Genomic DNA, 13,518 nt, shown 5'->3' with positions numbered 1-13,518 from the left:
ATTGTAAATAAATTTCCAAATGGATGGGGACACCTTTGATTGGGTATTTACTTTTTTGCCTCTAAACAGGGAAGGTGAGTAAACTGAAAATTATGACACTATTTATGCAACACTAGTGATAATCTCAGGAAGATGAAATTAATAACCTTTGCTTTTTTGACAATCAGAAGGACTGTTTTTCGAAATTATTCGATAAACAGTCCTTTTAATAATTTTTCATTACGCTCCTTTTGAAGGAGTGTTGTTTTGATTAGGAAAATATTAAATTCCTAAAGTTTCTTTTCTTTATTCACTTTGATTTTCAAGTTCTTGTGGCAATTGTTCTTCTTCCGTTAAGAATAAAAAAGATTCGTCTTCTAGTTGATGCACTTTTTCTTCATTTAATCCAATAGACAATGGTCCTGAAAAAATTGCTTCCCACCAAGTATGAGTCGAAATCATAAAAATTGCCCCCTTAAATTTTTGACCTTACTTCCATTCTTCGTATACAATTTCGTGTTATGTAAAACACTTTAAATTAAAAAGAAGGAACAAAAGATCAAATTGTAGTAGATTGTACATAGTTATTATTAACAAATAAAATTATTTTATGTATTAGAAAGAAGGGAATCATGTGGCTAGTTTTACCGTAGAAGTAGTAGAATCAATGATTGAAGAGCAAAAAAAATTTTTTTTTACAGGACTTACGAGAGAAATTGATTTTCGAAAAAAGCAACTATTAAAACTAAAACAAAAAATAAAACATTATGAAGATGAAATACTGCATGCATTAAACCTGGATTTGCATAAAAGTGAATTTGAGGCATATTCGAATGAAGTTGGTATTGTACTAGATAGCATTCAATATATGATTAAAAATATTGAGGATTGGTCTAAACCTATAGAAGTAAAAACTCCTCTTCACTTTCAGCCTGCTAAAAGCTTTATTGTGCGTGAACCTTATGGTGTTGCTTTAATTATTGGTCCCTTTAACTACCCATTTCAATTAGTAATGGAACCTCTCATTGGTGCCATAATTGGTGGGAATACAGCGATTGTAAAACCATCTGAAACCGCAGTTCACACAGCTAAAATTATCAAAAAAATTATTGAGGAGACATTCGATACTTCATATGTGCGAGTTGTTGAAGGTGAAAAAGAAGAGGTAACAGCACTCATCCATGCTTCATTTGATTATATTTTCTTTACAGGTAGTGTCGCTGTTGGGAAAGTAATTATGCGTGCAGCATCTGAAAAATTAACGCCGATTACTTTAGAGCTTGGTGGAAAAAGCCCGACGATTGTTGACCAAACGGCTGATCTTGAAGTAGCTGCAAAACGCATTGTTTGGGGGAAATTTAATAACACTGGCCAAACTTGTGTAGCACCTGACTATGTACTTGTACATGCGTCAGTTTATAACAAATTTATGAAAATCATGAAGAAAACGATTACACAATTTTATGGGAAAGATGCCCAAAAAAGCAAGGATTATGGACGTGTCATAAACGAACGTCAATTTAACCGACTACAAGAGTTATTGGAAGCAGAAAAGAATCAAATCACATTTGGCGGTAGAACAGATAAAAAGGATTTGTATATTGAACCAACTATTTTAGAAAACATCTCTTGGAATAGCCCTATTATGGAAGATGAAATTTTCGGACCAATTCTACCGATTATTTCTTATGAGGATTTAAATATGGCTATTCATCAAATTAGAAAACTTCCAAAACCGCTTGCTGCTTACTTCTTCTCTGAAAATAAAAAAGCAATTGATTTCTTTTTACAGGAACTTCCTTTTGGTGGAGGTTGCATCAATGATACAGTTACACATGTTGCAAATCCTTATTTACCATTCGGAGGCGTTGGATCATCTGGAGTAAATGCATACCACGGTAAAGCGAGTTTTGAAAACTTTACCCATGCAAAATCAATAATGAAGCGATCCTCAAAATTAGCAAATAATCTACTCTTCCCACCTTATAAACAAAAGGTGAAATTAGTTCGAAAAATGTTAAAATAATAAGATGCCCGAGTATTTCTTTTTTGAATTGCTCGGGGCTTTTTACGTATTTAATTTTTTTACAACCCATTAATAGGGAGTGCTATAATAATGAATATATATAATTATTTATAAATATTTGATAATATAGTTTGAAATTTTTTATGGTACATAAAAATTACTGGCTGTCGATAATTGACGAATTTTGATATTATTAAGAAGGTTGAGGGGGCTTTCTGATGAAAAATGTATTTAATGAAAAAGATACAGTTGATCTATTAGGCCAAATAGTAAATATACCAAGTCCATCTGGATTTACAAAATCAATTATGCAATTTATTGGGACTTATTTACATGACCTAGGAATTGAGTATAAAAAAACTAATAAAGGCGCAATTATAGCCACGTTTCAAGGTGAAAATAACAACGTCCACAGACTTCTTACAGCCCATACAGATACGCTGGGTGCTATGGTAAAAGAAATAAAGGCGAACGGTCGATTAAAGCTGACGATGGTTGGAGGCTTCAATTGGAATGCAGTAGAGGGAGAATATTGCACCGTTCATACGGCATATGGCAAAAAAATTCGCGGTACAATTTTAATGCATGAAACAACTGTTCATGTATATCGCGGAGCTGGAGAGCTGAAGAGAGACGAAAATCATATCGAAGTGCGGATTGATGAAAAAGTTAACAATGCCGAAGGAGTTCGAAAAATTGGCATAGAGGTAGGAGATTTTGTATCCTTCGATCCACGATTCGAGAAAACTGAATCAGGATTTATTAAATCACGTCATTTAGACGATAAAGCAAGTACTGCACTTCTATTGCAATTAATGAAGTATTTAAAAGAAGAGAATATACAACTTCCTTATACAACTCATTTTTATATTTCAAACAATGAAGAAATTGGCTATGGCGGCAATTCGAATATACCTAATCAAGTTGTAGAATATATAGCTGTTGATATGGGGGCAATTGGTGACGGTCAAAGCTCGGATGAATACACTGTGTCAATTTGTGCAAAAGACTCAAGTGGACCTTACCATTATGAGTTAACACGTCAAATTGTTGAATTGGCAAAAAGCAACAATATCGATTATAAGCTTGATATTTATCCTTATTATGGTTCAGATGCATCTGCTGCGATTCGTGCAGGTTTTGATGTAAAGCATGCATTATTTGGACCTGGAATTGAATCTTCACACGCTTATGAGCGGACACATGTTGACTCATTAAGGGCAACAGCCCATTTGTTATATGTTTATGTAACTTCACCAATGGATTCGGAGGATTAATTTAGTATGTATACAGAAGAGTTATTAAGTGTTATTCCATTAAAAACGGTTATTGGGCAGTTACCTAATACAGTAAAAGATATCTCAATTGATTCAAGAAGTGTTCAACCAAAGAGCTTATTCATTTGTATTAAAGGTTACACTGTAGATGGACACGATTTTGCACAAAAAGCGGTCGATGCTGGAGCAACAGTTGTTGTTGCTGATCATGAATTACAATTAGATGGAGAAGTAGCACAAGTTATAGTTAATGATACAGATCGTGCACTTGGACTTCTTGCAGCTAAATTTTTTGACTACCCTTCAAATGATCTTACAATGATTGGCGTAACAGGCACGAACGGAAAAACGAGTGTTTCTGGGATTATTCATCATATGCTTGTTGGAATGGGTGAAAGATCGGCTTTATCAGGAACAATTGGATTTGAACTAAATGGTGTATTATATGAGTCTGCTAATACAACAAATGATGCGCTAAGTACGCAACAAATGATTTTCCGTGCAAAAATGGAAGGCTGTCGTACAATGGTCATGGAGGTTTCCTCACATGGCTTAGCATTAGGTCGATTAGCTGGTGTGGATTATGACGTTGCGGTATTCACTAATTTAACCCATGATCACCTCGATTTCCATGGAACAATGGAAGAATACGGGAACGCAAAAGGATTATTATTCTCTCAACTTGGACAGGACTTTACAAAAAATAAATATGTTGTATTAAATGCTGATGATCCTTGGTCTGAACGATATGCAAAGATGACTTCTTACCCAGTATGGACATATGGATTAAAAAATGATGCAATCTTCCGTGCTGAAAATTGCAGTTATGAAGACGGCTTGACAACATTTGATATGATAACGCCAGAAGGAAAGTTTCCGATTTCCATGAAATTGCTTGGCGAGTTTAATGTATACAATGTATTGGCGGCAGCTGCGGTATTTTACGCTAAAGGAATAGCAATAGACGTAATTATTGAGCTTATTGAAGATTTAGCACCAATAAGAGGACGTATGGAGAGAGTGAAAACGGATTTACCATTACAGATTTTCATCGATTATGCACATACACCAGATGCTATTGAAAAAGCAATTAATGCAGCATTGCCATATAAAAAACCAGAAAATAAACTAATTTTCTTAATAGGAACGGGCGGTAACAGAGATAAATCCAAACGTCCAGCAATGGCGGAAAAGGCTTCCCGAGCAGATTATGTTATATTAACAACAGACGATCCAAGATTTGAGGAATATGATAGTATCACAGGTGACTTAGCAAAAGGAATGCAGCATGAAAATTATGCATGTATTGGTGATCGTGCAGAAGCCGTGCGCCATGCAATTTCTGTTGCAGAACCAGGCGATATTATTATTTTTGCTGGTAAGGGACATGAAGATTACCAAATTATCGGCAATAAGAAACTTCCACATAGTGATGCTGAAATCGCTGTAGAAGCAGGGCGTATAAAATTCGTTTAATAAAAATTCGCTTAAATAGCGAAAATACATGGTAATGAAAAAGAATCCGCTCAATTTTACTGGAGTGCAGCGGATTCTTTTTGCTATTTGAATAGATTTTCATAAAAGTGGATAATTGAAAAATAGATCGTCTAATTGCGAAATATTTCAATCATATAGTTTAGCGGCTATGCCAAAAAAGAAAAGCTTTATTTATCAAATAAAAGTCGTATCAAAAGAAGAAATATTATTTCAACTTATACTGTTAACTAAAATGTTGAACACGGTAAGACACACATAATTTACTTTTTCATCAATTCATATTTTTGATGAACCTCTATAAAATGGTTGTGTGAATAGCGCAAGTTCTTTTATTATAGGAAAGGTATGAAAAAAGGAGACGGAAAAAATGACATCAACTTTAGAAAAAGAGATATTATCTCGTCGTACTTTCGCCATTATCTCTCACCCTGATGCTGGTAAAACGACGATTACTGAAAAGCTATTATTATTTGGCGGTGCTATTCGAGATGCAGGTACTGTCAAAGGGAAAAAAACAGGTAAATTTGCTACTTCAGACTGGATGGAAATTGAAAAACAACGTGGTATTTCTGTAACATCATCAGTTATGCAATTTGATTATCAAGGATTCCGGGTAAATATTCTTGATACACCTGGACACCAAGATTTCTCAGAAGATACGTATCGTACGTTAATGGCTGTAGACAGTGCAGTCATGGTAATCGACGCTGCCAAAGGGATTGAGGCTCAAACTTTAAAATTATTTAAAGTTTGCCGTATGCGCGGTATCCCAATTTTCACCTTTATTAATAAATTGGATCGTCAAGGGAAAGAGCCGCTGGAATTAATTGAAGAGCTAGAAGAAGTACTTGGTATTAATGCATATCCTATGAACTGGCCTATTGGTATGGGAAAAGAGTTTTTAGGAATTTATGACCGCTATAATAAACGAATCGAACAATTCCGTACTGATGAAACTGAACGCTTTTTACCGATTGATGAGGATGGTGAACTAGCAATTGACCATCCAATGAAAGTAACATCTTATTATACTCAAGCAATGGACGATATTATGCTTCTAAATGAAGCTGGCAATGACTTCTCAGAAGAAAAAATTCGCCGTGGAGCGTTAACACCTGTATTTTTTGGTTCGGCATTAACAAACTTTGGCGTCCAAACATTCCTGGAAACATATTTGCAATTCGCACCTGCTCCACAACCTCGACTTACAGAGGATGAGCAGTTTATTGATCCAGTTGAACATAATGATTTTTCTGGGTTTATCTTTAAAATTCAGGCAAATATGAACCCGGCACACCGAGATCGTATTGCCTTTGTTCGAATCGTTTCTGGTAAATTTGAAAGAGGTATGAACATTTCTTTAGCTCGTACAGGAAAATCATTCAAAGTTTCACAATCTACGCAGTTTTTAGCAGATGATCGTGAAACTGTAGATGAAGCAGTGGCGGGCGATATTATTGGACTTTATGACACTGGTACTTATCAAATTGGAGATACTGTTATAGGCGGCAAGAAGTCGTTTCAATTTGAAAAACTACCCCAATTTACACCTGAAATTTTCGTTCGAGTAACAGCAAAAAACGTCATGAAATCAAAGCAGTTCCATAAAGGTATTTTGCAATTAGTTCAAGAAGGAGCAATCCAGTATTATAAAACATTGCATACTGAGGAAGTAATTCTCGGTGCTGTAGGTCAATTACAGTTTGAAGTTTTTGAGCACCGTATGAAAAATGAGTACAATGTAGAAGTGCAAATGCAGCCAATCGGATCAAAAATTGCTCGATGGATTGAAAACGAAGAAGATGTTAAGGAGTCAATGTCTTCAGCACGATCTATGTTAGTGAAAGACCGCTTTGACAATCTTGTATTTTTATTTGAAAATGAATTTGCAATGCGTTGGTTCGCAGAGAAAAATGAGCATATAAAACTATATAGTTTATTGTAAAATAATAAAGTAGGACTTTAGGCGTTTTAAAACAGGGGATATTATACTCGTTTATAAATAAAACTGTTTTTTTGGCATTTTCTATGTTATAATTACAACACAGAAAATTGAATAACCATTTGACAATTGTCAAAGGGGAGTAGCTATAAGTATTGTAAAATACTTACTTCACATTCGTCATTACATGGTTATAGCCATCGGATGTGGAAGCATGGTGTCGAGGGTTCAAGACAATTTTGTTCTGAACACCATTATTATTGCTTAGCAAGACCTTTGCCTAAAAATAGGCAGAGGTCTTTTCTTTTGTCTAAAAGCTAAGAGTTTCTGTACAAAATTAGTTTTTTAAAATGTCCTTATAATGGGCATACAGAAGGTAAGGAGGAAAATTTTGTGGAAGGAATTATTTTAGAATACGCTTGGGTACTAGTAGTGCTCGTTGTATTAGAAGGCCTATTAGCTGCAGATAATGCGGTAGTAATGGCAGTAATGGTAAAGCATTTACCACATGAAAAACAAAAGAAAGCACTATTTTATGGCTTAGTAGGTGCATTTATTTTCCGTTTTGTTGCATTATTCTTAATTACAGTTTTAGTGAATTATTGGCAAATTCAAGCGATCGGTGCCGCATACCTATTATTTATTTCGATTAAGAATATATATGAACAGAAATTTAAAAAGACTGAGGAAGATGATGAATCGCTTGAAGATCAGCCCCAAAAAGGCAAAGGATTTTGGGCGACTGTGTTAAAAGTAGAACTTGCAGATATTGCCTTTGCTGTTGACTCAATGTTAGCGGCGGTTGCAATTGCTGTTACATTACCTGAGATTGGAAATTTCCATATAGGTGGAATTAATGCAGGTCAGTTTGGTGTTATGTTCTTCGGTGGTATTATTGGAATGATTCTAATGCGTTTTGCCGCACAATGGTTTGTAAAAATACTAAACGACTTCCCGGAATTAGAAACAGCAGCATTTTTAATTGTTGGATGGGTAGGAGTGAAGTTAGTCGTTTTAACATTATCTCATGATAGAGTTGGCGTTCTTCCGCATGATTTCCCACATTCAACTACTTGGGAGATTATCTTCTGGGGAGTATTACTTGCAATCGCTCTAGGTGGATATTTCTTTAGTGTTGTGAAAAAGAAAAAACATATTACAGAACAATAAAGATAAACTAAGAGGGACAGGAAACTGGCCCTCTTTATTTTTATGTCTATTTTCCTTATACTAATAAAAGTTCAATATTTTATATAAAAGAGGCGAGAAGATGACTACCACCAAGACAAGAGGGAAAAGAGTAATAACACCATTTCAACTTCTTGTATCTTATTATTTTATAGCAATCGCTACATCCTTTTTATTGTTAAGAATTCCCGCTGTATATCAAGAAGGGAAAGAAGTATCACTAGTTGATAGTTTATTTACTGCAGTAAGTGCTGTTAGTGTTACTGGATTAACGGTATTTGATATTAATGCAACGTTTACCCCTTTTGGCATTGTTGTATTACTTGTTATTTTACAGCTTGGTGCTATTGGAATTATGTCACTGGGAACTTTTTTATGGATTATTACCGGGAAAAAAATAGGTATGCGAGAAAGACAGCTAATAATGATTGATCATAATCAATACAGCATATCTGGAGTAGTACAATTATTAAAAGAAATTGTTAAAATTCTATTTATGATTGAAGCTGTTGGTGCACTTATTCTTTCAATTCATTTTCATCAATATTTCGAAACATGGGGAAAAGCGATAGAACATGGAGTATTTGCTTCCATATCTGCTACAACAAATGGAGGCTTTGATATAACGGGGGAAAGCTTGAAGCCGTTTCATGGTGATTATTTTGTTCAATTTATCACGATGATACTTATCATGCTTGGGGCAATTGGTTTCCCAGTATTAATTGAAATAAAAAATTTTCTACTTCGAAAAGATCAAGCATTTAGATTTAGCCTATTTACTAAAATAACAACTTCAACCTATGGTATTTTAATGGTAGTTGGAACGGTTGTCATTTTGCTAATAGAATCTTTTCAATCATTTCGCGGGATGCCTTGGCATGAAAAGCTTTTTACTGCCATGTTTCATTCTGTTTCTGCACGATCTGGAGGCTTAACGACCTATGATGTTTCTTCTTTTAGTGAAGCGACAGATATCTTTTTAAGCTTTCTTATGTTTATCGGTTCTTCACCTAGTTCTGTTGGTGGCGGTATACGAACGACTACATTTGCATTAGCTATTTTATTTTTATATAATTTCGCAAATGGAAGAACGGAAATTCAATTGTTTGGTCGAGAAATATACTTAATTGATATTTTTCGTTCATACGTTGTCATTATATTAGCTTTCTTTATGGTCATGATTGCAACAATGATTTTATTAATAACTGAACCATATGCCACAACTACACAAATTATTTTTGAAATTACTTCCGCATTCGGAACATCAGGAATGTCTCTCGGAATTACTAGTGATTTATCTACCGAAGGAAAATTTGTTGTAATGGCATTAATGTTTATCGGACGTGTTGGGTTAATTTCATTTCTATATACACTCGGAGGTAAAGCCGATAAACCTCCATATCGATATCCTAAAGAGCGTGTTATTATTGGGTAAATTAAAAAGTGCCTGAAAATTAAGGGGGTAGATGATGTTTTCTAGTCATCTAACCCCTTTTTTGCGGCTTAAACATTATTTAATCTAACTTGAAGTAATTATTTTATTTCAGTATTTAAAACGGTGAAAAATGTAATTCATTCTATTCAACAATTGGGCCATTTTATGGCATAACACTAAATAAGATATATGGATGTTTATGTTAAAGTTTAAGTGAGATTGTGAAGAAATATACTTAAAGTAATGAATGCTTTAGTAGAACAAGCAAAGACAGTAATCACTATTTTATATTCCAGAATCTGGCGCATTCAGGGAATAAGGGATGCGCTTTTTCCTTTTAAGAGCCATTTTCGTGAATAAGGATTTTTGTAACTAAATTGGACAAACTCACCTAAATATAATTAAGAGTGATGAATTTGAATATAAAGCATTATGAATTTTAACAGTAATTTGATTTGGGTAAAATTTAAAAGGAAACTGGTTGTAAGTACATATATGAGGTGTAATGAATGTCAAATATAAAAATAAAAATTGGAATATTTGTTCTAATGCTATTAGTTTTTACTTTAATAACCTTCACTTATCAATATCAAAAAGAAATTGATTGGACAAAAGAGATATATTTAAATAAATCCAATGTTAATTTTATAGAAAGCCTTCACCAATATGATGCAGATGACTTACAAAATACCTTAGAAAGTTTAAATGAAGTTGAAAGCATGTCTAAAGATGAGGCAATGACTTTAACAGCAAAAGCTAGCAATGAATGGAGTTTATGGGTACAAACATTACATAAGGCAGTTTTAACAGCGGATTATATTGTTCCAAAAGAGGATGAACAATATGGGTATAATGGATATATTGTAGGTTCCGAAAAACAATATCAAATATTGGGTAACTTATTTACTACTAATGGTTTTCGCTTTTATTTTGATTCTTTAGAAAATAAGATAATTACTAATCAACTTAACAACCAAGATAAAATGCTACTTCAAGAAGTTAATCAACTTTTTAATTCTATTCATAATGTGATGAAAAGTAATTGGTTGATTAAGGTAGAAAATATTAATTTCCTAACTGACCAAGATGAAATTTTAAAAATGAAAGAACCATTCCTAAATTCTATTGAACAAGATGTACAAAGTTTAAGTGACCTTTATCATGAATTTTCTAATTAATAATCAAATATGTCCTGTTCAGGGAACATGGTACTTTTCTTCAATAAGATTAGCTTAATAATATTTAACAATCGGGCACATTTCAAGAGTATGGATCTGTTCTTTTTATGAGAGGGCCATTTAATTGAAATAACACTCAAAAATTGAATATTTATGTTAGCATTTACATGAAGATTACGAAGAAGTTACTTCAATATAAAAACAGGTTAGTACAAGAAGAAATAAGAGTACTATTGTATGTATAAACAGATAGGGCGCTTAATGTGGAGGTGAAATTAACCTTGAATAAAACACAAGTAAAGGTGTATTTCAGCTTATATGGAGAAGACTTTCCAATAGATGAGGTTACGGAAAGGTTAAAAGTGATACCTACTGGAACCTATAAAAAAGGTGATTTAATTCCAAATCGTTCAACGAATCGTTATAGGAAAGAGTCAAGTTGGGATTTGGGAACAGACTATCAAGATTCACTTGACGTTAATAAGCAACTCCAAGAAATTGTAGATAAATTACAAAATAAATCATTAACAATTAATGAAATTAAAGATGCTTATTCTTTAGAGTGTAAATTCTTTATTGTTATCATAATAGAAAATGGAAATACACCTACGTTATATTTGAATAAAGAAATAGTAAAATTTGCTTCAAGCATCGAAGCCGAGTTTGATGTAGATTTATATGCAAATCCTTATGAAAGTAATCTTAATGATTAAAATAGATTCAATAATCGGGCGCCATTCTGAGGAATTGGCGCTCTTTTAGCTTTTGGGCTAGATTGAAGAACACGCCTAGAGAAGAACAAATCATTTATAAATAAAAGCAAAAACGATAAAATTAAACCGGTATCTGAGTAATGAATACATAAAGGAGCAGAAAAGTGGCATCAGATGAAAGAGAAATGATGAATAATGCTTTAAAAAAAGTTGTAATACCTTTTCTAAGACAACAAGGGTTTAAAGGTTCATTACCTCACTTTAGAAGAAAGAATAAAGACAATATAGATTTAATTACTTTTCAATTCAATAGGTGGGATGGTTCATTTGTGGTTGAGTTGGCGACTTGTTCAGTTGAAGGAGTAACGACATATTGGGGAGAGCTAGTACCGCCTAACAAAGTCACTGCACATGATATAAATGAACGATTTAGGTTAGGAGACAAATCAAAAGATGAAGATGGTATATGGTTTAGTTTTGAGAATGCAAAATCTGAAGAGGATTTTGAGGAAGTGGCTTCCTACGTTGTAGATTTATTAAAAATTACTGACCGTTTATGGATTATGAATTTATTAATTGAGTGAGTTAGTGAAAGAAGGACTAATTTACTTTGAAAAATAAAATTTTATTTTAGTTATTCCATTATGGGACGTGTATATGAAATAAACGGTAACGATTTTAAGGAGTAGAAACTCTTATGATTATTAAAATCAATCTTGGTGACAATTTTATTCAATACATTTCCTGTTCAACAAAAGTAATTAGGAAGATAAACTGTATTCAGAGGGACTTTATAGAGTGGATTTTTGATGAAGAAAAGAATACAGAATATTGGACTTTAGAAAATGGGAAAAGAATTCACCCTAATTATGACGCAAATGCACTTGTTGAGTGGTTAAACAATGTAAGATTTAAAAGAGGAATCGCAAAAGCTAAATTAATCAGGAATCCTCAATTAAAAGAAAAAAAGATAGTATATTATTAATACCAACATGGTTTATTCCAAAAAAGGGTGTAATTCTTTCAGAGGAATTGTGCCTTTTTCAGTTATAGGGCTATTTAATTGAATAAAGCTACTTAAACAAAACTAGATGTTTATGTTAAAATTTGGTATATAATTTTGAGAAAATATATTATCAAAGCTGTTTTAGGAAAAATTAAGGGGGTAATTAATTGAGATTTAAAGAATTAAAGGTAGTGGAAATTCCGAAATGGGGAACCTACTTACGTGAGCAATGGCGTGAAAGCTTTGCTAGACATCTTACAAATGCGGAACAAAAATTGATTGGGATGGATGGATTCCTGTGGCATTTATGTAGTTGGGAAAAAGTTAAATGTTTTGAGAAAGATGAAGCGATAGCAGCCTTTAATAAGCAATCAAAATTTAAATGTACTATCTTTTATCAATTTATAGATGAAGCTTATCTTCTTGAAAATGCTAAAACACTTACAGTAGAAGAACTTCCATATGATAAATATGATATGGATTATTGCGACATATATATAATGGATTGGAATTATAAATGGACGTTTATTATTACACATGAAAGTGATCTTGGTCCTTATTTTATTCAGAAATTTTAGGTGATAGTTTTGTTCAAATAAAAGTAAAATCTTATACTCAGCAATCGTACGCGATTCTGTAACAAGAAGTGTGCTTTTCTCCATAAAAAGAGCCATGATTGTGGAGTAACGACTTCCGAAAAAATGATTATTTTTGTTAAAAATAAAAAGATATTGTGAAGAAATATAATTAAAACTGGTTATCAAATGAGTCGTTATTTGATACTAAAAAAAACGTAAGGGTGATTAGATGTTTCGATTTATTCGTTTATTACGGATGAGAGACTTAGAAATAATTGAAGTAGTTCATAATAGTGTTAAAATTTGTTTGCTAATTATTGAAGATAAACGTAGGGCGTTAAATGATTCTGAGAAGCAGTTAACTCCTTATAACTTAATGGACGAAAATGAATTAAAAGATGAAATACATAATGTACTTTATTTATATATACTAACTGGCGAAGAATTAACTAAGCAACAAAATGATAGTATTATTGAATTTGCTGATGATTTATTACACGAGGTAATTCCAACTGCTAAGATTGTTAAACGAATTATAGATAAAAATATGTTCTCCAATTTACCAGTAACTTTACAACTGTGTATTGCATAATAAAAGTGCAGACTAGTGCAACGAATTTGTACAGAGTCTAGCACTTTTTTAGTGCAAAAAAATAGACTTGCCAGCCACCCCAAGTCACTCTACTGTTAAAGTGTCGA

General features: G+C 33.0%; 13 protein-coding genes. 12 read left to right on the top strand and 1 reads right to left on the bottom strand.

Annotated elements, in window-relative coordinates:
- Nucleotides 1-285: 285 nt before the first annotated feature.
- On the bottom strand, nucleotides 286-441 hold the full coding sequence (locus tag EKG35_RS21085; RefSeq protein ID WP_185807824.1) for a hypothetical protein: 156 nt from the start codon (nucleotides 439-441) through the stop codon (nucleotides 286-288).
- A gap of 172 nt (nucleotides 442-613) precedes the next feature.
- Here EKG35_RS21085 and EKG35_RS18900 point away from each other — a divergent pair, with 172 nt between their 5' ends.
- The 12 genes from EKG35_RS18900 (at nucleotide 614) to EKG35_RS18845 (ending at nucleotide 13,411) form a co-directional block, all read left to right on the top strand.
- Nucleotides 614-2,005 (top strand): aldehyde dehydrogenase, encoded by a 1,392-nt coding sequence (locus EKG35_RS18900; RefSeq protein WP_281274641.1) that lies wholly within the window; start codon nucleotides 614-616, stop codon nucleotides 2,003-2,005.
- Nucleotides 2,006-2,223: 218 nt separating this feature from the next.
- Nucleotides 2,224-3,282 carry a M42 family metallopeptidase gene (locus EKG35_RS18895; protein ID WP_126296090.1) on the top strand — a complete coding sequence of 353 codons (1,059 nt, stop codon included), beginning with the start codon at nucleotides 2,224-2,226 and terminating at the stop codon, nucleotides 3,280-3,282.
- A 6-nt stretch (nucleotides 3,283-3,288) separates the two neighbouring features.
- On the top strand, nucleotides 3,289-4,758 hold the full coding sequence (locus tag EKG35_RS18890) for a UDP-N-acetylmuramoyl-L-alanyl-D-glutamate--2,6-diaminopimelate ligase (RefSeq protein ID WP_126296089.1): 1,470 nt from the start codon (nucleotides 3,289-3,291) through the stop codon (nucleotides 4,756-4,758).
- A gap of 388 nt (nucleotides 4,759-5,146) precedes the next feature.
- The gene (locus EKG35_RS18885; protein WP_126296088.1) at nucleotides 5,147-6,724 is read left to right on the top strand and encodes a peptide chain release factor 3; all 1,578 of its coding nucleotides are present in this window, start codon (nucleotides 5,147-5,149) and stop codon (nucleotides 6,722-6,724) included.
- A gap of 390 nt (nucleotides 6,725-7,114) precedes the next feature.
- On the top strand, nucleotides 7,115-7,891 hold the full coding sequence (locus tag EKG35_RS18880) for a TerC family protein (protein WP_126296087.1): 777 nt from the start codon (nucleotides 7,115-7,117) through the stop codon (nucleotides 7,889-7,891).
- Nucleotides 7,892-7,967: 76 nt separating this feature from the next.
- Nucleotides 7,968-9,344 carry a TrkH family potassium uptake protein gene (locus EKG35_RS18875; RefSeq protein WP_281274642.1) on the top strand — a complete coding sequence of 459 codons (1,377 nt, stop codon included), beginning with the start codon at nucleotides 7,968-7,970 and terminating at the stop codon, nucleotides 9,342-9,344.
- A 509-nt stretch (nucleotides 9,345-9,853) separates the two neighbouring features.
- Nucleotides 9,854-10,522, top strand: coding sequence for a hypothetical protein (locus tag EKG35_RS18870; protein WP_126296085.1), 669 nt, complete (start codon nucleotides 9,854-9,856; stop codon nucleotides 10,520-10,522).
- Between the two features lie 281 nt (nucleotides 10,523-10,803).
- Nucleotides 10,804-11,235, top strand: a complete 432-nt coding sequence (locus EKG35_RS18865) for a DUF4279 domain-containing protein (protein WP_126296084.1) — start codon at nucleotides 10,804-10,806, stop codon at nucleotides 11,233-11,235.
- 164 nt (nucleotides 11,236-11,399) lie between these two features.
- Nucleotides 11,400-11,819, top strand: a complete 420-nt coding sequence (locus tag EKG35_RS18860; protein ID WP_126296083.1) for a DUF4304 domain-containing protein — start codon at nucleotides 11,400-11,402, stop codon at nucleotides 11,817-11,819.
- A 113-nt stretch (nucleotides 11,820-11,932) separates the two neighbouring features.
- Nucleotides 11,933-12,220, top strand: coding sequence for a hypothetical protein (locus EKG35_RS18855; protein WP_126296082.1), 288 nt, complete (start codon nucleotides 11,933-11,935; stop codon nucleotides 12,218-12,220).
- Nucleotides 12,221-12,408: 188 nt separating this feature from the next.
- A complete protein-coding gene (locus EKG35_RS18850) occupies nucleotides 12,409-12,819 on the top strand; it encodes a DUF4275 family protein (protein ID WP_126296081.1) in 411 nt (136 codons plus the stop codon).
- Nucleotides 12,820-13,048: 229 nt separating this feature from the next.
- Nucleotides 13,049-13,411 carry a hypothetical protein gene (locus tag EKG35_RS18845; protein WP_126296080.1) on the top strand — a complete coding sequence of 121 codons (363 nt, stop codon included), beginning with the start codon at nucleotides 13,049-13,051 and terminating at the stop codon, nucleotides 13,409-13,411.
- The last annotated feature ends 107 nt before the right edge of the window (nucleotides 13,412-13,518 follow it).

It is taken from the genome of Lysinibacillus telephonicus, from assembly GCF_003966145.1.
GTDB classification, from domain to species: domain Bacteria; phylum Bacillota; class Bacilli; order Bacillales_A; family Planococcaceae; genus Ureibacillus; species Ureibacillus telephonicus.
Note: the sequence above shows the minus strand (reverse complement) of the source record. Positions and strands in the feature narration are given on the sequence as shown.